Here is a 20,858-nt window from a genome sequence, read left to right as displayed (position 1 = left end):
AGTACGGCGGGCAATCAATGGCTTGCCACTCACATTCAAACAAGCGTATGACATAGCGCTGGCTACGTACAGACTTTTACCACGCAACTGTATCGCCTTTTTATCCAGACGATAGTCGCTATATCGACTACTTTCCCCCTTGCCCCTGGCGGCAAAGCGCGTCAAATTAACCGGCTAACGATCAGGGATTGAATCTAGGGAATGTGCTATGCCATTGATTTACTTTTTACCGCCGCTGGCCACCGTACTGATATGGTCCGGCAATATGACCATCAACCAGCTTTCGGTAGATGCCATTGCTCCTAGCAGTATCGCGTTTTTACGCTGGCTGCTCGCCCTCGTCGTCATGACTCCTTTTGTGCTGCCGGCCGTACTGCGTCACAAAGATGAAATCGTGCGTAACTGGCCAAAGCTCGCTCTGCTAGGGCTGTTAGGGATGGGGCTATGGCAGGGGCTGGCTTATATCGCTGCTGAAACTACCACCGCCACCAATATGGGCATTCTTGCAGCAATGGTGCCGCTGCTCACGGTGCTATTGAGCGCGCTAATTTTGAAGGAACCACCCACATTAGGCGGCGTCGTAGGCGGCGTGCTCGCCTTTATCGGCGTCACCGTGCTGCTGGGCCGCGGCAACCCACTTTCTCTGCTGCAGTTAGAGGTGGCGCAGGGCGACGCGTTAATGGTGGTCGCCGCCACCTGCTATGCGCTTTATGGCGTGATGCTCAAACGCTGGGCGATGAATCTGCCTCCTTGGGTCATGCTCTATGCCCAGGTCTGTTTTGCCGTGTTGTTCTTGCTGCCACCCTACTTGATGGGCCCCATGACGCCGGTGGATGGGAAGAACGTTTGGCTGATCCTGTACGCAGGCATTCCTGCTTCCGTTATTACCACGTTCTTGTGGATGCGAGCGGTCCGCCAAATCGGCGCTAACCAGGCGAGTATCTTTATCAACCTGATGCCGCTATTTAGCGCGCTGATTGCCATGGCGTTACTGGGTGAACAGGTATCGGGGTTCCACTTTATAGGTGGGCTGTTAATCCTTGCCGGGGTGATCATGGCGCAAACGCTGACACGTCCGTTGGTACGCGCGGCAGCCGCCCGTAAAACGCAAAGCGTACAGCAGTGATACAATAGGCCAACTTCATTTTATGAATGGGAACCCCTGACCTATGTCCCTAGAAGACCTGCACCTCAATCTGCGTAACCTCACCAGCGACGACTACGAGCAGCTGAAATCGCTGATGGATGCGGTGTATCACGATATTGGTGGCGCTTGGCCTAAGCACACCATCGATAAGCTGATCCAGGAGTTTCCCGACGGCCAGATTGCCATTGAAGACGACGGCGTACTGGTGGGCGTCGCCCTCACCGTGCAGGTGGATTACGACGAGTTCTCCAACCCGCACAAATACGACGATTTGATCGGCCATCGTGAAATCATCCTGAACAATCCGGAAGGCGATGCCATGTACGGGCTGGATGTACTGATCCACCCAGACTATCGCGGCTACCGCCTGGGCCGCCGCCTATACGAAGCGCGTAAAGAGCTGTGCCGTTCGCTCAACCTGCGGGCTATTTTGGCGGGCGGACGTATTCCCGAGTATCACCAGCACGCCAGCGAGCTAACCCCGGCCCAGTACATCGACAAAGTCTCCCGCAAAGAGATTTACGACCCGATTCTGTCGTTCCAGCTTGCCAACGACTTCCAGGTCAAACGTCTGTTACGCAAGTACCTGCCGGAAGACGAGCAGTCGCGTGGCTACGCCACGCTGTTGGAGTGGAACAATATTCTGTTCGAGCCCGCTGAAAACGTGCTAGACACTCGCCCCACTCAGGTACGCGTGGGCGCGGTGCAGTGGCAAATGCGTGAGTTCGCCTCCGTGGAGGCTGCGCTGCAGCAAATCGAGTATTTCGTCGATGCGTTGTCGGATTATCAAAGCGACTTTGCCGTTTTCCCGGAGCTGTTCACCACGCCACTCATGGGCCTGCAGGATCGCGCCGCGCAGAAAGACCAGACCGCTGCCATCCGCTTTTTGGCGGGCTTCACCGACCGTTTCAAGAGCGAGCTGTCGCGGATGGCGGTGTCCTACAACATCAACATCGTCGGTGGTTCGATGATCGAGGTGGGTGAGGATGACCGTCTTTATAACGTGGCTTACCTGTTCCATCGGGACGGCGAGGTGGAGAAACAGTCCAAGCTGCATATCACCCCGCAGGAGCGGCGCGACTGGGTGATCGAAGGCGGCGACGATCTGCAGGTGTTCGATACCGATGCAGGCCGTGTCGGCATCCTGATCTGCTACGACGTGGAATTCCCGGAACTGGGCCGCCTGCTGGCCGACCAGGACATGGACATTCTGTTCGTGCCGTTCTGGGTCGACACCAAAAATGGCTACCTGCGTGTGCGACACTGCGCTCAGGCGCGGGCTATCGAGAACGAGTGCTACGTGGTCATCTGCGGAAGCGTCGGCAACCTGCCGTCCATCGAGAACCTGGATATCCAGTATGCCCAGTCGGCGGTATTCACCCCCTCCGACTTTGCCTTCCCCCATGACGCAGTGCTGGCCGAAACCACGCCCAACACCGAGATGATCATCTTCTCGGACCTGGACTTGACCCGCCTGACCGTAGTGCGTGCAGAAGGCTCGGTCACCAACCTCAAGGACCGCCGCAAGGATCTCTTCGACCTGCGCTGGCGGGACTGGTCGCTGAAGTCCGGCAGTAGGCAAGAAGACTAACGCTCAACCTGCGACCCACTACGCATAAGTACGCCAACGCCGCCCACCGGGCGGCGTTTTGTCATTCACAAATCGCTATTCACAGCTTTCTATTCACACCTCCCTATTAACCACTCACCCAAGAGCTACTCATCCGGCCAAACAAGGTGGCTCGGCACGCGGCCTTTGGCATCGAACGCGACGCCCTCGGCACGCAGCTTTTCGTGCTGGCGTGCCGCGCCGCCGTGGTCAGCCAGTTTGAGTGACGCGGAAATGACACGATGCCAGGGTAGCTGATGCCCCTCGGGCAGGTGACGCATGGCCGACCCCACCATGCGCGCCGTTGCTCCTTCGGTCATCTTGGCAATGCGGCCATAGGTCGTCACCCGCCCCGCCGGAATTTGATCGACAATAGTGTAAATCTGTTCGAGCAGTTCCGGGCGTGGCATGACAACCTCGTTTGGCTTATGGCGTTGGTTTAGAGCGCTTCGACAAGCTGATCAATGGCTTGGAAGGCTTCTTTCAGGGCAGCATCGCGGTGAGCGTCGCCCATGTTCAAACCTTCAGCAAACACCACTTCCACATCGCTAATGCCCATCAGGCCCAACATGGTTTTCAGGTGCGGCGTTTGGCTATCGAACTCGGTGCCCGCGTATTGACCGCCACGAGCAGCCAGAATAATGGCCCGCTTTCCTTCGATCAGCCCCTGCGGGCCGTTTTCAGTGTAGCGGAAGGTTTCACCGGCGCGCAGCACGCGGTCAAACCACGCTTTCAGCTGGGAGGGAATGCCCAGGTTGTACATCGGCACCGCCAGGACTAGCACGTCGTTAGCACGCAGCTCTGCCAGCAGCTCATCCGAGTGCGCGGCCAGCGCCTGTTGCTCGGTGGTGCGCTCGTCAGCCGGGGTCTGCCACGCACCGAGCTCTTCGATGGCGAGGTGCGGAAGCGCGTTGGCAACGACATCGCGGTGGGTAACGGCGACGCCATCGCGTGCAGCGGCTTGCTGTTGAAAATGAGTCGCCAGCGCGTTGGACTGGCCGTTATCACCAAGGATAGAAGAGGTCACTAACAGGGCACGAGTGATCATGAAAATTCCTTGAAAATCAGTGGTAAGGTTAGGCGCTATTCTACGGCGCTTTTGACGAAGCAACAGCGCAACGTTTTCCGAGTTTCATTCGACAAAACCGAACCTTCTGACCTCATGAAAACGCCCCGCCCACGCTGCACTTTGGCAACGTGAAGCGGGGCGTTAAGCACTTAACTCGCGCCTGTTACTTCTGCTTAGGCCACGCGTTGGGATCGACCTTTTTGGCCAGCTTCGGGAACTGGCTGGGGTCGAAGACCGGTTCTTTACCCGCCTTGAGCTGCGTGTCGTAATCTTTGAACAGCGCAAAGGCAATGGGCGATAGCAGCAGAATCGCCACCAGGTTAATGATCGCCATCATACCCATGGAGAGATCCGCAAAATTCCAGATCGCGCCAAGGCTGGCTACGGAACCCACCATGATCATGCCTAGCACGGCAAAGCGGTAAATCATCACCGCCACCGGCGCACGGCGGCCTGCCAGATACTCAATGTTGGATTCGCCGTAGGAGTAGTTGGCAATCACCGAGGTAAAGGCAAACAGCAGAATAGCGATGGCGATAAACATGCCGCCCCAGTCTCCTACGTGGCTGGAGAGCGCCGTCTGGGTCAGCTGGATGCCGTTGCTCTCCTCGCTGGCCAGCAGTTCCGGGCCCGCCATGATGATGATGGCCGCCGTGGCGGTACAGATCACCAGCGTATCCAGGAAGACCCCCAGCATCTGAATGAACCCTTGGGCCGCCGGATGATCCGGCCGGGTGCTGGCAGTCGCTGCCGCATTAGGCGCAGAGCCCATGCCCGCTTCGTTAGAGAACAAGCCGCGCTGAATACCGTTCATAATCGCTTGCGAGATGGCATAGCCCATCGCACCGCCGGCCGCCTGCTCGATACCAAAAGCGCTCTGCACGATCGTCATGATGGCAGCGGGTAGGTCGCTGATATTGAGCGCCACCACGACCAGCGCCAAGATCAGGTACAGCAGTGCCATCAGCGGCACCACTAACTCAGCCACTTTCGCAATCGACTTCAAGCCACCGAAGATGATCGGCGCGACGATGGCCATCAAGACTAACCCCATGGCCCAGGTGGGAATAGCAAACGCCTGCTCCATGGCCTGCGCGATGGAGTTGGCCTGCACGCTGTTGAACGCCAACCCAAACGCAATGATCAGGCAGATCGAAAACAGCACCGCTAACCAGCGCAGGCCCAAACCGCGCTCGATATAGCGCGCCGGGCCACCGCGGAAAGTATTGTCGCCATGGTCGGTCTTGTACGCCTGGGCCAGCGTGGACTCCACGAAGCTGGTCGCCATGCCAACCATGGCCGTCATCCACATCCAAAAAATAGCCCCTGGGCCGCCAAAATAGATGGCGACCGCCACACCCGCCAAATTGCCCGTACCTACGCGGGCAGCCAGACTGGTCGAGAGCGCCTGAAACGACGAGATCCCGCCGTTGGCTTGCCGCGAGCCGCGCAGCAGCTTGAACATATGACCGAAATAGCGAATCTGAATGGCGCGGGTCATGACCGTAAAATAGAGGCCAGCGCCGATGAGCAGGTAAATCAGTACACTGCCCCATAACAGCCCGTTGCCGCGATCCACCATCGCGGTCAACAGAGGAGGAAGAGTAACATCCATACGAAACACGCCTTTTTGAAACAATGAAGGCGCATCATTCTTCACGGCTGCACCAAAATGGCAAGAAAAAGGGCAAATTTCTTGTCCAGCAGTCGTAACCACTGCTGGATGACTCAAGGCAACTCGCGAGACGCTGCCAGCCACGCCCACACGTCTGCGGCTTCGTCGCTGACTTGGCGCTTGCTGGGCCGCACCAACCAGAAACGCTCATCGCTGGGTACACTCATATCGAAGGGGGCCACCAAATCCTCACGCTGCTCCAGCAGTCGGTGATGCGTGAGCGCCACCCCACCGCCCTGGCTAGCGAGCGCTAGCGTCATCACCTGATTATCGCAGGTGAGGGAGCGACATTCAGACTCTAGATGGGCTATTCCCGCCGCTTGTAGCCAACCAGGCCACCCAACGCCAAAGCCCACCGCGTGTAACAACGTATGCCCGGCCAAATCTGCAGGCTCGTTGAGCGAGCGCGCCAGCGCAGGGGCGCACACGGGCAGCAAGTGCTCGTCGCCCAGCGGCAACATCTCGAGCCCACTCCACTCACCCCGACCATAGCGAATCTCGATATCGGCCCCTTCGGGCCCAAAGTCGTCGGGCCAAATCGCGCTGACCAAGCGCAGCAAAATCGTTGGTTTCTGTCGATGCAGGGCCACGAGCCTTGGCGCGAGCCATGACTGCTGGATCACCGGCGTAGCGCGCAGCGTCACCGGTCGTTCGCTGGTGATGCCAAACACCTCCGAGGTCCCTTCACTGATGCGTGAAAACGCATCGTGAATGCTGGGCAGCCACGCTTGACCTGCCGGGGTCAACGAAAGGCTGCGCGCGTGGCGAACGAACAGCTTTTGCCCCAGGCGATCCTCCAGCAGCCGAATACGCTGGCTGATGGCGGCCTGGGTCACGCCCAGCTCATTACCCGCCGCCGTAAAGCTTAGGGTTCGGGCGGCGGACTCAAACGCTTGTAGCCATAACAGCGGATGGAGTGAGTTCATGGGAAAGCAACCTATAAGTTAAACAGGGTCTTTGGGGCCAAATTCATCGTTTGTCACTGCGCAAGGGTCTCCGCATCCTAATAAGCAGATCGTGTGTTACGTCACCCATTCTCAGCGAGGTTTCTATGTCCAGCGCACTAGCCACAACGGAAAAGCGTTCAGCCCCTCAAATGAGCGAACTCGTGCCGTATGACCACGGCCCGGCACTCAAGGACGCCACGCTCACCGACAGCGGCCTTTCGCTAACGTGGCAAGACGGTACGCAAACGGCGCTACCTCTGTTGTGGTTTCGTGATCACTGCGCTTGCCAGGCGTGTCGCCACCCGCAAACCCGCGAGCGCCTCTACCTACCGCTAGACGATATCGAACAAGCGCCCAGCGTTACCTTGGCCGATGGTCATCTCTATCTTCAGTGGCACGACGGGCATGACAGCGCCTTTCATAGCGGCTGGCTTTACCAGCGCCGCCCCGAGGCGACTCGCGTCTCATCCCTGCCGAATCCGACGCCGTGGCGCGATGACTTTTTCCCAGAGCGCGTTCGCCATGCCGATTTCATGACCCCGGCAGGGGAGAAAGCCTGGCTGACCGCCCTGCTACGCGACGGTTTGGCGTTGATCACTGACGCACCGCTGGTGGAAGAGGAAGTTAGCCGCCTTGCCGAGCGAATTGGCCCGCAACGCGCCACCAATTTCGGCGGGCGATTCAACGTGCGCTCCAAGCCCAACCCTAACAACGCAGCCTACACCGCCGTAGGCTTGCCGCTGCATATCGACCTACCCAACTGGCAGCAGCCGCCGGACATTCAACTGCTCTACTGCTTGCAAAACGACGCCAGCGGCGGTGAGTCACTGTTTGCCGACGGCGCCCGGGTCATCGATGCGCTACGCGAACAGGACCCTGAGGCACTCGCCATTCTGAGTGAGACCCCCATCGACTTCCGGTTTCAAGACGACCTTCACGATATCGCCATCAAAGCCCCGGTGATCACCTTGGATAGCCAAGGCGAGCTGATGGAGATACGCCTCAATAATTGGATACGCGATACGCTCCATTTGCCGGCCGAAAAAATGACGGCTTGGTACCGGGCCTACAAAGTACTGTGGCAACTCTTCCACAGCGAGGCGCATCAGTTGGAGTTCACACTAACACCGGGCCAGATGGTGGCGTTCGATAACCGTCGCGTACTCCACGGCCGCCGGGAGTTCGATCCTAATAGCGGTGCTCGCCACCTTCAAGGCACCTACCTAGACTGGGACATGCTGGCCTCGCGCCTGCGTGTTCTTGCCCGTACGACCGCACCATCACAATAACCCTAGCAAGGAGACCCTCCTCCATGACACGTTCACTTCGTCCTTTCGTTGCGACCATTACCCTGGGCCTAGCAGGCGTTACTACCCAAGCCGCCGTCGCCGATGACGCCACGCTAGATTTCGGCGTTCCCGCTTGGCCTGGCATTACCGTGAAAACCGAAATCGCCGAGCAGCTCCTTAACCCGCTGGGCTACGACACTCAAACCCATGAAATTGGCCTGCAAGTGATCTATCAAGGCCTGGAAAGTGGCGACGTCGACGCCTTTCTAGGCGCTTGGCTTCCTGCGCAAAAAGAGATGTTCGAGCCTCGCAAAACCTCCGGCGTCATCAGGGACATCGCCAACAACGTCGATGGCGCGCAGATGACCCTGGCCGTTCCAGCGTATTTACATGAGCGCGGTATTCGCAGCTTTGCCGATCTAGACGCGCACCGTGACGAGTTCAATGGCCAAATTCATGGTTTTGGCGCAGGATCGGCCGCCAGTGAAATTCTACATAACGCCATCGATAACGATATCTGGGGCCTCGGCGACTGGCGCTTGGTGGATACCAGCGAAGTGGGCATGCTCTCTGCAGCACAAGATGCCATTTCCAGAGAAGAAGCCATCGTTTGGGTCGGTTGGACGCCCCACTGGATGAATCTCGAACTCCCCATGCGCTACCTGGAAGACCCGGAAAACCTGTTTGGTGAGAACAACGGCGAAAGCGACGTACGTACCCTGCTGCGCAGCGACTACGCTGATGCCCACCCGGCGCTGGTCACCTTTTTCGAGCAGTTCAGCTTTACCGCCGAGGAACAGAGCTGGATGATCCAAGCCTTCGGTCAAGAAGAGCGTGACCTCGCCGAGGTGGCTCAGCAGTGGATCAACGACAACCCCGAACGCATAGAGGCCATGCTGGCCGATGTCACGACCGCCGAGGGTGATGCCGCTTGGCCCGTCATTGAAGCGCGCCTACAGTAACGCGCTCGTTCACCCCACCGCCGCAGTGGCGTATGCTAACGCTCTTTTGCCAGATAGGCGGTGGGGATGGAATGTCACGAACGTTGCTAAAAGGGCTAGGCTTACTGATCACGCTGGTGATACTGGGCGTGATGTGGCGCTACCTGCAGCAGCAAGGGCTGCTGACTCAGGCGCAGCTCGAAGCACTCACTACCACCATTAGCCAGTGGCAGCGTGCCCCCTGGATGTTTGCCGCCGTCATGGCCGTCTATACCGGTTCGCTGTTAGTGATGTTTCCGCTAAGCCTGCTGGTCGTGTTGACCGGCCTGCTGTTTGGCCCGGTATGGGGATTGGCTTACGCTACGTTGGGCACGCTGAGTTCGTCGGTGGTGTCTTACTGGGTGGGCCACTGGCTGGGGCGAGATGCCCTCATGCGCTACGGTGGCCGCCACCTACGCGGCCTTTCCGGCTATCTCTCCCAACGCGGCATTCGTACGATGACGGTGATCAACCTGCTGCCGCTGGCTCCCTTCACGCTCACCAATATGTTGGCCGGGGCGTTTCATCTCAATTTCCGCGACTACATGATCGGCTCGACGCTGGGCATCGTGCCGGGACTGGCCGCCGTCATCCTGCTCGGCAGCCAGCTAGGGGCGCTGTTCACCGCTGCCTCACAACAAGAGTTGGTGCTGGCCGTGGCAGGCGTGGTCGTCGGGGTGGGCCTACTCTGGCTACTCAAGCGCGTGGCCACCGCTCGGACGAACCGTCCTCGAAACGACGGCTAGCCTCTCGCTTGCATCACTTGGGCTGACGCTCGTGGGTCTGATGCGTCGTGTGATGTTTCGCTAGCACCTCGGCATAAAAGTGCGCCACCGCGGCGGCAAACTTGCCGATATCGTAGTCAGCGGCGAACGCTTTGGCTTGATCGCCGAGGGTTTCGCGCAACGCGTCATCCTCGACCAGTTCCACCACTCGCTGCCCCCACTTCTGGCGGTTTTGCGGCGTCTTGAAGCCGTTGTGGCCATCGCGCACCACGTCATCGATACCGCTCGAGCGTACGGCGACCACCGGAAGCCCAGCGGCCATGGCCTCTAGAATCACCATACCTTGTGTTTCCGAGGTAGAGGCAAACACGAACACATCGCCTACGTGATAGTAGAGCGCCATCTCTTCTGGCGGCACGGCCCCCACCAAGGTGACCTGTGCTTCCAAACCCAGCGTGTCGATCTGTGTTTGGATCGCTTGTCGGTCCGGGCCGTCGCCGACCAACAGCAAGCGTAGGCTGGTCTTTCCCTGGCGCTTCAACTCTGCCAACGCTTCCAGCATGAAGCCGATGTTCTTCTCTTTACTGATGCGAGAAACGCTTACCAGCACCGTATCGTCGACCGCGATAGCCAACTGCTGGCGAAGCGACGCCACGGCCTCCTCGTCGGCATCGGCAAAGCGTGCCGCGTCGATCCCCGTGGGCTGCACCAGCGTCGGCGTCTTGACCCCGATCATGCGCAGGTACTCCTCTGCCGAGTAGGTCGGCACGATGACCCCCTGGCAGCGATTGGAGAAGCGCTTGATCAAATAATGAGAGATCAGGTTGCGAAACAGTGCCCCCGGCAGAGGTACGAAGTGCGCGTAGTGCTCCAGGCGCGTGTGATAGGTGTAGATGACCGGCACTTTCAAACGACGCCCCATCCACAGACCCATCGACCCCAGCCAGAACGGGTGATGTACATGGATCACATCGGGCTTGAACTCACGCAGGCAGCGGCGAAAGCCCGCGCTGAACGGGTTGGTCAAGCGAAATTCACGCTTCTCGCCAAACGCCATCAGCGTGGGTACCCGCAGAATGGTGTCATCGTCCTGCCACGACTCCCGGTAGCGCGGTACCAGCAGCTGCACCCGATGTGAGAGATCGCCAAGACCCTGGCGCAGCCGCTCCACCGATACCGACACGCCGGAAACGAACGGGAAGTAGTTGTTCGACACCATCGCCACCCGCAGGCTTTTTTCCAGGTAGGGCGTGGGGTCGATATCGAAGTCAGGATAGTAGTCGCGCTCCTCGAAAATCAGCCGGTAAAGCCGCATGGCCAACAGTGTCAGCAGCCCGACGATCAGCAAGAACCGCGGATAGCTGACGTAGAAGAAAGCGTAAATCGTCGACCCCACGCTGCTCAGCATGCGCCACCAGCCGGGGAGGTCGACGTTCAATCGCACCGGCGAGATGCCCACGCTGTCACCGGCCACCTCGACGACGACGTAATGATGAAAACTCTCATCGGCATCCAGCAGCAGGCCGCCCGCGCCGCCGGTGGTCACGTACGTCACCCCGTTGACGGTTTGCTGGGCGTATAGCGAGAGATTCGCGGAAAACACCGTATCGACCCCATAGCGCTCGGCCAAACGCATGATGCCTTCAGCAAGCCGGGGATCGTTGAGGTAGTTATCTTCTTCGAACAGCGGGGCATCCTGAATGACGTTATGCAGTGGCAGGCCCACGAACACGAACCGATGGGCCGCGTCAGAGGCGGCTAGCTCGCGCTCCAGCCAATCCAACTGCCAGGAAGTCGACGACTTGCCGGTACCATCTAGAAAAATGAAGTGGCTGTTGCCCGCCACGAACGCATAGAAATGCGGGCCAAAGTAGTCGTAAAACAGGTAGCTGCCGAAATCGCTGTCTTCATTATCGCCGTAGGTCAAGAGATAAGGCATGTCGAGCAGTTCGAGGCTGTGATAAATCGCCTGATAACTCTCCTGCTGGCCGCCACTCACCGCATTGCCCGCCGACACCATGAAATCGATATCGCCCTGGTTGAGCAGCGGAACGATCTCGTCTTGAAAGACATTTACCGAGTTATTGATGTTGCCCACCACCGCAAAGCGGTAGGCATCTCGGCCTGCTAGTCGGTCGCGTACCTCGGCGACTTCTACGGTATGCAGCGATTCGAACTCGGGTTCGGCCACGTAGAGCCACACTTGGTGAATGATCAACCCCGCCACCAGCGCAAGGTTCAAAACGAAAAACAGCCTCAACCAGCGCTGGCGGGAGAGGCGAAAAAGGCGTCGAGGCATGTAGAGGCGCTTATCTCAAAGAGTCATTCGGTGGCTGTGACTAAAGCGCGGCACAGCCGTTCAAGGTGGCCAGCAAGCGGCGCGAACCACCCTGCTCACGATGCTCACCTAACCACACCCCTTGCCACGTGCCAAGGGCCAAGCGGCCATCGCGTACCGCAAGGCTGAGCTGAGTGCCCAATAGACTAGACGCCACATGGGCGGGCATGTCGTCGGGGCCCTCTAACGTATGCTGAAAGTAGCTCAGTCCTTCTGGCACCAAACGTCGCATGAAAGCATCCAGATCATGGCGCACGTCCGGGTCGGTGTTCTCGTTGAGCGTCAACGACGCGGAGGTATGCATGAGCTGTAGATGCAAAAGCCCCTGATGGCACTCCGCCAAACAGGGCAGTGCTCTGGCGATCTCATCAGTAATCAAATGAAAACCGCGGGACATTTCCGGCAAGTGAATCTCTTGTTGATGCCACATAAACACTCCTTTGTTATATGCATTGTCAGAGGATACGTTAACAGACATACCATAGCCTATTTCCACTACCTGCCGAACAGTACCAAGAGGACCGCGTGGCGTGGTGCCACCTACCCTGATAAATTGAGCGCTGTGATGGTCTGACATTAAAAGGAGCGAGATGATGACATCCGTATGGCGGCCAAGGAGCATGGCCACGCTGGCAACCCTGGCCGTGACCGGCACATTCTTGATGGGTTGCACCGGCATTCCCGATGGCACGGAACCGGTGACTGACTTCGAGCTCGAGCGCTATCTGGGCGAGTGGTACGAAATCGCTCGCCTGGATCACTCCTTCGAAGAGGGACTAGACTGCGTCACCGCTACCTACAGTAGGCGCGACGATGGGGGCGTCAAGGTGATCAACCGAGGCTACGACCTGGAAGAACGCGCCTGGGACGAAGCCGAAGGTCGCGCCTACTTCATCGATGACGAGAGCGTGGGGCGACTGAAAGTCAGCTTTTTCGGCCCGTTTTACGGCGGCTACAACGTTCTCGAACTCGACGATGACTACCAGTGGGCGTTGGTGGCAGGCCCTAACCGAGACTACCTGTGGATTCTGGCACGCACCCCCACGATAGCAGGCGACGTGGAGCAGCGCCTTCGTCAGCGCGCCGCCGAGCTGGACTTTCCCACCGACGAGTTGATCGACGTGGTGCAGGATCAAACCTGCCCAGGCCGCTAACGGACCCACGTTAGCCATTGGGCAAGGCGGGCACACGGCCCGCTATTTCTCGCTGTAAGAAGTCGATCAACGCGCTGATCCTTTCCGGCACATGGCGGCGATGCTCGAACACGGCGTAAAAGTCAGCGCGTATGCCCTGCCACTCCGGTAGCAGCGTTTGCAACGTCCCACTGGATAGATGCTCGTTCACATCCCACCAGGAACGCAGCATCACACCGTGGCCATCCAGCGCTAAGCGGGTAATGACCTCGCCGTCGTTACTCGCCAATGGCCCCCTGACCTTCACGGCCTGGCGCTGCTGGGATTGCCGGTGCTCGAAGCGCCATAGCGGGAAGTCGCTATCGTTTTCACGAATCACCAGGCAACGGTGCTGGGTAAGATCGCTCGGAGCCTTCAGCGGCGGCATTTTGTTCATATAGCTAGGCGCAGCGCACAAGACGCGGCGGTTGGGTAGGATACGCTTGGCGACGAGGCGTGAATCCGGTGGCTCGCCAATACGGATGCCGACGTCAAAGCCGTGATCGCTCAAATTGAGGGGAAAGTTGGTCAGCTCAAGCCAGCTCTCCACGCCTGGGTGCTCGGCGCAAAACCGCGATAGCAGCGGCGCGATATGCCGCCTGCCAAAGCCGAAGGTCGCGTTGACCCTCAGCCGACCACTTAGGCCTTGGTTCGCGGTCTCGCTGAGTGAGCTTTCGAGCGTTTGTAACTCCTCCAGAATGAGACCACCTTGAGACAGGTAGCGCTCGCCTTCGAGAGTAAGCGTCAGCCGGCGCGTCGTGCGCGCCGCCAGCGTCACCCCCAGCCGAGCCTCTAGCTGCTTCAAACGTTTACTCACGGCTGAGAGAGACAGCCCAAGCTCGCGAGCAGTGGCGGTCAAGCTTCCCGCTCGCGCTAGCTGCTGAAAAAAGGCGATGTCATCCAGCATCATGGGATTATTCACTTTTAGGCAACAATAGCTTGCATAATAGCCTGATTATCTCGTCGCCAACAGGCGCTACACTCCTACTAAGCAATCACACTCCATCCTTTCCGCAACATCCAACCACATAAGGATCTTCCATGGCCCATCGTATTGCAGTCATCGCTGGCGACGGTATCGGTACCGAAGTGATGCCCGAAGGTATTCGCGCGCTGGAAGCCGCCGCCAAGCGCTTCAATATCGACCTGGCGTTCACCAACTTCGAGTTCGGCAGCTGTGACTACTACTTGGAACACGGCAAGATGCTGCCCGACGACTGGTTCGACCAGCTCAAAGGGTTCGATGCACTGTTTTACGGAGCCGTGGGCTGGCCAGACAAAGTGCCCGACCATATTTCGCTATGGGGCTCGCTGCTGCAGTTTCGTCGCCAGTTCGACCAGTACATCAACCTGCGCCCCTGCCGATTGATGCCCGGCATCAAAAGCCCGCTAGCGGGCCGCAAGCCCGGCGACATCGACTTTTACGTCGTGCGCGAAAACACCGAGGGCGAGTACTCGAGCGTCGGCGGCAAGATGTATGAAGGCACCGAGCGTGAAATCGTTATTCAGGAAACGGTGATGAGCCGTACCGGCGTTGATCGCGTACTGAAGTATGCCTTCGACCTGGCACAAACCCGCCCACGTAAAAAGCTCACCTCGGCCACGAAGTCCAACGGCATCTCGATCACCATGCCCTACTGGGACGAGCGGGTGGCCGAGATGGCCAAGCAGTACCCAGAGATCGCGGTGGATAAATTCCATATCGATATTTTGACCGCCAACTTCGTGCTGCATCCGGACTGGTTCGACGTGGTGGTGGGCAGCAACCTGTTTGGCGATATTCTCTCCGACTTAGGCCCTGCGTGCACCGGCACCATTGGCGTCGCCCCCTCGGCCAACATCAACCCAGAAGGCAAGTTCCCCAGCCTGTTCGAACCGGTACACGGCAGCGCACCGGACATCGCCGGTCAAGGCATTGCCAACCCTATCGGCCAAATTTGGTCTGGGGCGATGATGCTGGAGCACCTGGGCTATAAGGAGGCGGGCGACGCGATGGTCGAGGCCATTGAAGCGGTGCTGAGTGAGGGCGATAGCCAAGTGCTCACCCGCGACGTGGGCGGCCAGGGCACGACCGAAAGCCTCGGTAACGCCATTGCCGAGCGGATTCGCGGTTGATTCTTCTATAAAAGCGTTCGTTAACGCACAACGCCTCGCTGGCAGCGAGGCGTTGTGCGTTTCAAGCGTCGATTAGTTTGCCAGTTTGGCAGCAATCTCAGCGACATGTTTGCCCTGGAAGCGGGCAATTTTCAGCTCGCGGTCATCCGGCTGGCGGGAGCCATCGCCACCGGCCAGCGTCGCGGCACCGTAGGGCGTGCCACCGCTTACTTTCGAAATATCAAACTGCTCTTCGATGCCGTAGCCAATCGGCACGATGACCATGCCATGGTGGGCCAGCGTGGTCCAGGTGGAGGTAATGGTCATCTCATCACCACCGCCGGTACCGGTTGATGTAAATACGCTCGCCACCTTGCCACGCAGCGCGCCGTTGGCCCATAAGCCTCCGGTTTGGTCGAGGAAGGTACGCATCTGGCCGGCCATGTTGCCAAAGCGAGTGGGCGTGCCGAAGATGATGGCATCGTAATCCGCCAGCTCTTGGGGCGTGGCTTCCGGCGTGGTGAAATCCTGCTTGCCGCCCGCGTTTTTGAACACCTCTTCCGGCATAGTTTCGGGCACGCGTTTGACCGTGACCTCTACGCCATCAACACCCTTTGCCCCCTCCGCCACAGCGGCTGCTAAGGTATCGATATGTCCATACATGGAATAATAAAGTACCAGTACCTTCGTCATTACTCACTCCTTTGGACTTGCATTCAAGCATCAGACAGGTTGCCCACAGCGGGCAGTGAAAACTCATTGAAACATAGCGCAGTTAAGCGTAGATAAAAGCGAATGTTTTCGACGCCGCGCTTCGATTTCATCGATGTGCCGACCTTGCACTTGTGCCACTTCGGCACTAAAAGCGCTGGGCCTGAAAACGCTTGTAGCGATCTGCCATAAGCGTTTTTTTGTGCCAACAACTTTCATCTTCCCACCGACCATTTTCACGCGAACGACGCCCCCACTTGTGGTCAACGGCCAGCGTGGTAAAGGTAGGGCAACAAAAAGCGAATGCCCATGCTTAAGGACACTTTCATGCTAGGCCAATGGCTCGACTGGACGCTTGACGGCGAACGCCCTTCCCCGCGCATCGGCCGCTTCCCAAGCGGCACTTACCATCTTCATGGGCCAGGTGTTCTGGAACTAACGCCCAACATTCTTCGCCCTGGCGCCCATGCTTGCGTTTTCTCTGCCGCTATCCACGGCAACGAAACCGCTCCTGTGGAACTCCTTGGCGACTGGCTCAGCGCTCTAGAAGCCAGCTCCCTGCAATTAGGTGCGCCGATATTAGTCATTTTAGGCAACATTCCCGCCTTAAAAGAACAGAAGCGCTTTATCACCACCAATCTTAACCGGCTATTCAAGCGCGAGCTGGACGCAAAGGGCAGCGAACCAGACCGAGCTCGAGAGCTAATGGAAGCGGTAGATACGTTTTTCAATCGTCATCATGCGCTGCCTAAGCTACATTACGACCTGCATACCGCGATCCGTAGCAGCTTATATACCCGCTTTGTGGTAGAGCCCTATGCAGAAACTGCCACAGACGCTGAGCAGTGGCAGTGGTTGGCCGCTGCCGATATGCAGGCGGTGCTGCATCAACATCAGCATAGTTGGACCTTCTCCCACTACAGCAAACACTATCACCACGCACAGGCGTTTACCTTCGAGCTTGGCCGCGTCGCGCCGTTTGGCGAGAACGACATGGCGGCGCTGGCACCGATGCTAACGTTACTCAGCTCGCTCAGCGCAGGTTACGAGCCGCCGAAAAAAACCGCCGAAACCATGGCCTTTTTTAAAGTACAGCACGAGCTGATGCGCCAAGCGGAGGACTTTACGCTCTGCTTCGACGATGACGTGCCCAATTTCAGCCGTTTCGAGCCCGGCACCTGCCTCGCCAAAGATGGGGTAGCGGGTGATTTCATCGTGGAGAAGACACCATTACATGTGGTGTTCCCCAATGCCCACGTCGACATAGGCGCTCGTGCGGCACTGCTGGTGGTACCCAGTCATGCCATTACCTGACGGACACTTGCGCTACTGTCTGACGATGAAAACGTACTTTTCATAACGACGTCTTTTTTTATAACAACAACATGAAGGGGCCGTCAGGACACATCGCTACGTACCAAGACCAATGTCGTCCTGATAAAGTACGCGCATTTGGCGCAGTCCTGATAGAATCGCCCCTTTTTTCGCGCCAGCCGCACACACGCACGACGAATTCATTTGTTGCTGCTGCGGCAACCCTGTACTGGAGCCTAAGTTATGGCCGCTACGCCTACTCCCCTTGAAGTGCGCAATATTAAAAAGCGCTTTGGCGATACAGAAGTCCTCAAAGGCCTCTCTCTGGAAGCCCAAAAAGGTGACGTCATCACCCTCATTGGTGCCTCAGGGTCAGGCAAAAGCACCTTCTTGCGCTGCATGAACCTGCTGGAACAGCCGGACGACGGCGAACTGTACGTTCACGGCGAGCAAATCCGTTTTAAAACCACCAAGCACGGCCGCGAACCCGCCGACTGGAAACAGGTGGTTCAAATGCGCGCCAAGCTCTCCATGGTGTTCCAGAGCTTTAACCTGTGGGCGCACATGACGCTGCTGGAGAACATCATCGAAGCGCCGATCCACGTGCTCGGTAAGCCGAAAAAAGAGGCCATTGAGCACGCCCACGCACTGCTGGACCGCGTAGGGCTTAGCGCTCGCGCCAACGCCTACCCGGCACAAATGTCCGGCGGCCAGCAGCAGCGCGGCGCCATTGCCCGGGCGCTGGCCATGGACCCTGAAGTGATGCTGTTTGACGAGCCGACCTCAGCGCTCGACCCGGAGCTAGTGGGCGACGTGCTGAAAGTGATGCGCGATCTGGCCAATGAAGGACGCACCATGGTCGTGGTCACCCACGAAATGAGCTTTGCCCGCGACGTTTCCAGCAAGGTAATTTACCTGCACCAAGGTTTGGTAGAGGAACAAGGGGCTCCCGACGATGTACTCGGTAACCCACAGTCACCGCGCCTGAAGCAGTTCCTGGCTCCTAAATACTGATCCGCGAGGCACCCACACCATGCTCGATTTGCAAGGTTACGGCCCCCGCCTGATCGAAGGGGCGGGCGTTACCGTTCAACTGGCCGTTCTATCGCTGATCTTGGCCATCCTCCTAGGGCTGCTGACGGCCAGCGCCAAGATGTCGCGTAACTGGCTGTTACGTCGCACCGCCACCGTTTACACCACGGTGATTCGCGGTGTGCCGGACCTAGTGCTGATGATGCTGCTGTTCTTCGGCGGCCAGATCGGCGTCAATGCCATCAGCGACATGCTGTATTACAACTACGACATCGACATTTACATCAATTTCAATGCCTTTGCCGCAGGCGTACTGACCATCGGCTTTATCTTCGGTGCCTACATGGGCGAAACCTTTCGCGGGGCCTTTATGGCGGTGGATAACGGCCAGATTGAAGCAGGCAAAGCCTACGGCATGAGCAACGCGCTGGTCTTTCGGCGCATTCGCTTTCCCCAGATGATGCGTCATGCGCTGCCCGGCCTCTCCAACAACTGGATGGTACTGCTCAAGACCACCGCTCTGGTGTCGGTGATCGGCCTGACGGACATGGTGCGGGTGGCGGCAGAAGCCTCTCGGGCCACCCACGAGCCGTTTGTCTTCCTCATTCCAGTGGCGGCGGCCTACCTGCTCATTGCCAGCGTCTCCGAGTGGATTTTTGCACGGCTACAAAAACGTTACGACATCGGCTTTGGGGGGCAGTGACATGCTAGATATCTCTGCATGGTTTAACGATCTGCTGGCAGACAACCTGATCTTTACGCCCACCACCCTGGGATACTACTGGGAAGGCTTGGTGACCACCACACAGCTGGTGTTTCTATCGCTGGTGGCCGGGTTAATTCTTGCGGTTCCGATGGCCATTATGCGCAGCTCTAAGCATAAGTGGATCAGCCTGCCGGTCTACCTCTATACCTACGTATTTCGCGGCACGCCGCTACTGATCCAGCTCTACATCATCTACTACGGCGTTGTGTTCATCGACGGTATCCAGGAAACCTTCCTGTGGCCAGTGCTAAAAGAAGCCTTCTACCCGGCGCTTATCGCCTTTACGCTCAATACGGCGGCCTACACCACCGAGATCTTCCGTGGGGCGATAAAAGCCACGTCTAAAGGCGAGATCGAAGCAGCGCGAGCCTACGGCATGTCGCAAAGCCTAATGATGCGGCGGATTATTCTGCCCAGCGCCTTTCGTCGTGCGCTGCCCGCTTACGGCAATGAAGTCATCTTCATGCTGCACGCCAGCGCGATTGCTAGCGTGGTGACGCTAATGGATCTCACCGGCGCGGCACGCTTTGTGTATGCCCGCTTTTATGCGCCGTTTGATGCCTTCCTGTTTGTCGCGGCCATCTATCTCTGTTTAACCTTTGCGATTTTGTATTTTTTCCGCTTCCTAGAGAAAAAATTACTGGCCCACCTGCGGCCACAAAATTCCTAGCTACAATAAATCCAACACGTCCAGCGTAAAACAAACGTTGGTTCAAATGCAGACTCCCCCTTTTCTCGCCGACCTCAACCTGGGGTACGTTAAGGGGGATCACCTTGGGTGAACCTGCTTCTTTTGGAGTCTAAAAATGAAAAAACTACTGACTGTTTCTCTGCTGGGCTTGGCCGTCGCTGCAGCATCTTCTGCTCACGCGCGCGATTACGACAACGTGCGTATCGGCGTCGACGTTCCCTACGAGCCCATGGAATACCGCACCGCTGAAGGTGAACTGACCGGCTTCGACATCGACCTGGGCAACGCCCTATGCGAGCGTATCGGTGTTACCTGTGAGTGGGTCGAGCAGGAGTGGGACGGCATTATTCCAGGCCTGATGTCACGCAACTACGATGCAATCATGTCTTCCATGACCATCAACGACGAACGCCGTCAGCAGGTGCTGTTCTCTGACCCCTACATCACCATGCCGTCTGCCTGGTTTGCCCCCAGCAGCCTGGATATCAGCGAAGCCAACGAAGAGACCCTTGCGGGTAAAACCATTGGCGTTCAGCGCGGCACCCTGCAGGATAACTACGTCACCGATAACTTCAGCAGCGTTGCCGACATCAGCCGCTATTCCACCGCCGACGACATGGTGCTGGACATGGAAGCACAGCGTCTAGATATCGTCTTCCTCGACTTCCCGATCGGCCAGTCCACGCTGCTAGAGAGCGAAGAAGCTGAGTACGTCGTGGTGGGTGAACGCATTAGCGAGCCTAAAGAGTACTTCGGTGAGGGTTTCGGTATCGCCTTCCGTCAGCGTGATGAAGCGCTGGCCGAACAGTTCAACGAAGCTCTGGCTGAGCTTCAGGAAGACGGCACTTACGATGAAATCTACGCCCGTTACTTCGGCGAAGAGTAAGCGCTAGCTGCCTAAGATTGCCTCCCCGCTTGGGGAGGCACGCAAGCGAGACGCCATCATGCCCTCACGTCTCCTCTTATCCCCCGCGCTGCACGCGCTTCGCCCAGGTACCCGTGGCAATATCGCCCGTTTCTACCTGAGCGAATGATTCTACGAATAGCCCACCCCGCCTTTTGGCACGCCCGTGCCAACTTCCCCTCGTTACGCTGACCGGTTCGGTAGCCAGCGATATTCTCTACATTCCTGAGTTCATCGGCGTGGATGCGGATTTTATTGTGCTCAGCGAAGGCCGCTGGGCCATTGACCACGTTTGGGCGCTGGGTAAACCGATTTTCAGCGCCTGCCAGGCCCCGTCACTCCAGCGAACTTGCTCCGCCAAACCGGGTCTTTACTATCACTGAACCACGTACAAG

The 20,858-nt window shown here is 57.9% G+C and carries 21 protein-coding genes; 13 read left to right on the top strand and 8 right to left on the bottom strand.

The features are described 5' to 3' along the window. Nucleotides 1–208: 208 nt before the first annotated feature. Nucleotides 209–1,126 (top strand): DMT family transporter, encoded by a 918-nt coding sequence (locus A3220_RS01845; protein WP_044628479.1) that lies wholly within the window; start codon nucleotides 209–211, stop codon nucleotides 1,124–1,126. Nucleotides 1,127–1,169: 43 nt separating this feature from the next. After that, the gene (locus tag A3220_RS01840; protein WP_062372754.1) at nucleotides 1,170–2,738 is read left to right on the top strand and encodes a bifunctional GNAT family N-acetyltransferase/carbon-nitrogen hydrolase family protein; all 1,569 of its coding nucleotides are present in this window, start codon (nucleotides 1,170–1,172) and stop codon (nucleotides 2,736–2,738) included. A gap of 125 nt (nucleotides 2,739–2,863) precedes the next feature. Here A3220_RS01840 and A3220_RS01835 read toward each other — a convergent pair whose 3' ends face one another. From A3220_RS01835 to A3220_RS01820, 4 genes are all read right to left on the bottom strand, one after another. After that, entirely contained in the window at nucleotides 2,864–3,166 is a 303-nt protein-coding gene (locus A3220_RS01835) for an MGMT family protein (RefSeq protein ID WP_058577101.1), read from the bottom strand. A 29-nt stretch (nucleotides 3,167–3,195) separates the two neighbouring features. After that, the gene (locus tag A3220_RS01830; protein ID WP_062372752.1) at nucleotides 3,196–3,804 is read right to left on the bottom strand and encodes an NAD(P)H-dependent oxidoreductase; all 609 of its coding nucleotides are present in this window, start codon (nucleotides 3,802–3,804) and stop codon (nucleotides 3,196–3,198) included. Nucleotides 3,805–3,988: 184 nt separating this feature from the next. Then, the gene (locus A3220_RS01825; RefSeq protein ID WP_062372750.1) at nucleotides 3,989–5,440 is read right to left on the bottom strand and encodes a sodium:alanine symporter family protein; all 1,452 of its coding nucleotides are present in this window, start codon (nucleotides 5,438–5,440) and stop codon (nucleotides 3,989–3,991) included. A 113-nt stretch (nucleotides 5,441–5,553) separates the two neighbouring features. Next, nucleotides 5,554–6,426 carry a LysR substrate-binding domain-containing protein gene (locus A3220_RS01820; RefSeq protein ID WP_062372749.1) on the bottom strand — a complete coding sequence of 291 codons (873 nt, stop codon included), beginning with the start codon at nucleotides 6,424–6,426 and terminating at the stop codon, nucleotides 5,554–5,556. A 125-nt stretch (nucleotides 6,427–6,551) separates the two neighbouring features. Between A3220_RS01820 and A3220_RS01815 the strand changes: the two genes are divergently transcribed. From A3220_RS01815 to A3220_RS01805, 3 genes are all read left to right on the top strand, one after another. Next, entirely contained in the window at nucleotides 6,552–7,736 is a 1,185-nt protein-coding gene (locus A3220_RS01815; protein ID WP_062372746.1) for a TauD/TfdA family dioxygenase, read from the top strand. A gap of 23 nt (nucleotides 7,737–7,759) precedes the next feature. Further along, on the top strand, nucleotides 7,760–8,698 hold the full coding sequence (locus tag A3220_RS01810) for an ABC transporter substrate-binding protein (RefSeq protein WP_062372743.1): 939 nt from the start codon (nucleotides 7,760–7,762) through the stop codon (nucleotides 8,696–8,698). Nucleotides 8,699–8,769: 71 nt separating this feature from the next. Further along, the gene (locus tag A3220_RS01805) at nucleotides 8,770–9,462 is read left to right on the top strand and encodes a VTT domain-containing protein (RefSeq protein WP_062372740.1); all 693 of its coding nucleotides are present in this window, start codon (nucleotides 8,770–8,772) and stop codon (nucleotides 9,460–9,462) included. A gap of 13 nt (nucleotides 9,463–9,475) precedes the next feature. Here the strand turns inward: A3220_RS01805 and A3220_RS01800 are convergent, their stop codons facing one another. Together A3220_RS01800 and A3220_RS01795 are read right to left on the bottom strand one after the other, a co-directional pair. Continuing rightward, nucleotides 9,476–11,740, bottom strand: coding sequence for a glycosyltransferase (locus A3220_RS01800; protein WP_062372737.1), 2,265 nt, complete (start codon nucleotides 11,738–11,740; stop codon nucleotides 9,476–9,478). 40 nt (nucleotides 11,741–11,780) lie between these two features. Then, nucleotides 11,781–12,209, bottom strand: a complete 429-nt coding sequence (locus tag A3220_RS01795) for a secondary thiamine-phosphate synthase enzyme YjbQ (protein WP_062372734.1) — start codon at nucleotides 12,207–12,209, stop codon at nucleotides 11,781–11,783. Nucleotides 12,210–12,399: 190 nt separating this feature from the next. Here A3220_RS01795 and A3220_RS01790 point away from each other — a divergent pair, with 190 nt between their 5' ends. Beyond that, complete coding sequence (locus tag A3220_RS01790) at nucleotides 12,400–12,933, top strand: lipocalin family protein (protein ID WP_062372732.1); 534 nt, start codon at nucleotides 12,400–12,402, stop codon at nucleotides 12,931–12,933. Between the two features lie 10 nt (nucleotides 12,934–12,943). On the opposite strand, the gene A3220_RS01785 is transcribed toward A3220_RS01790, so the two are convergent. Continuing rightward, on the bottom strand, nucleotides 12,944–13,861 hold the full coding sequence (locus A3220_RS01785) for a LysR family transcriptional regulator (RefSeq protein ID WP_062372729.1): 918 nt from the start codon (nucleotides 13,859–13,861) through the stop codon (nucleotides 12,944–12,946). Nucleotides 13,862–13,992: 131 nt separating this feature from the next. Between A3220_RS01785 and A3220_RS01780 the strand changes: the two genes are divergently transcribed. Continuing rightward, nucleotides 13,993–15,066 (top strand): tartrate dehydrogenase, encoded by a 1,074-nt coding sequence (locus A3220_RS01780; RefSeq protein WP_062372726.1) that lies wholly within the window; start codon nucleotides 13,993–13,995, stop codon nucleotides 15,064–15,066. Nucleotides 15,067–15,138: 72 nt separating this feature from the next. Here A3220_RS01780 and wrbA read toward each other — a convergent pair whose 3' ends face one another. Beyond that, nucleotides 15,139–15,738 (bottom strand): NAD(P)H:quinone oxidoreductase, encoded by a 600-nt coding sequence (wrbA, locus tag A3220_RS01775; protein ID WP_062372723.1) that lies wholly within the window; start codon nucleotides 15,736–15,738, stop codon nucleotides 15,139–15,141. Nucleotides 15,739–16,083: 345 nt separating this feature from the next. Between wrbA and A3220_RS01770 the strand changes: the two genes are divergently transcribed. From A3220_RS01770 to A3220_RS01745, 6 genes are all read left to right on the top strand, one after another. Then, nucleotides 16,084–17,070: a succinylglutamate desuccinylase gene (locus A3220_RS01770; protein WP_062372720.1), complete on the top strand. Its 987-nt coding sequence runs from the start codon at nucleotides 16,084–16,086 to the stop codon at nucleotides 17,068–17,070. A 243-nt stretch (nucleotides 17,071–17,313) separates the two neighbouring features. Further along, complete coding sequence (locus A3220_RS01765) at nucleotides 17,314–18,084, top strand: ATP-binding cassette domain-containing protein (protein WP_062372717.1); 771 nt, start codon at nucleotides 17,314–17,316, stop codon at nucleotides 18,082–18,084. A gap of 19 nt (nucleotides 18,085–18,103) precedes the next feature. Then, nucleotides 18,104–18,805 (top strand): ABC transporter permease, encoded by a 702-nt coding sequence (locus A3220_RS01760; RefSeq protein ID WP_054641064.1) that lies wholly within the window; start codon nucleotides 18,104–18,106, stop codon nucleotides 18,803–18,805. Nucleotide 18,806: 1 nt separating this feature from the next. Continuing rightward, nucleotides 18,807–19,538 (top strand): ABC transporter permease, encoded by a 732-nt coding sequence (locus A3220_RS01755; protein ID WP_062372714.1) that lies wholly within the window; start codon nucleotides 18,807–18,809, stop codon nucleotides 19,536–19,538. 136 nt (nucleotides 19,539–19,674) lie between these two features. Then, the gene (locus A3220_RS01750; protein ID WP_062372711.1) at nucleotides 19,675–20,445 is read left to right on the top strand and encodes a transporter substrate-binding domain-containing protein; all 771 of its coding nucleotides are present in this window, start codon (nucleotides 19,675–19,677) and stop codon (nucleotides 20,443–20,445) included. A gap of 173 nt (nucleotides 20,446–20,618) precedes the next feature. Further along, nucleotides 20,619–20,846, top strand: a complete 228-nt coding sequence (locus A3220_RS01745) for a hypothetical protein (protein ID WP_062372709.1) — start codon at nucleotides 20,619–20,621, stop codon at nucleotides 20,844–20,846. The last annotated feature ends 12 nt before the right edge of the window (nucleotides 20,847–20,858 follow it).

It is taken from the genome of Halomonas sp. KX33721 (assembly GCF_001596805.1).
Taxonomy (GTDB): Bacteria; Pseudomonadota; Gammaproteobacteria; order Pseudomonadales; family Halomonadaceae; genus Vreelandella; species Vreelandella aquamarina.
This window is presented reverse-complemented; position numbering and strand designations above follow the sequence as displayed.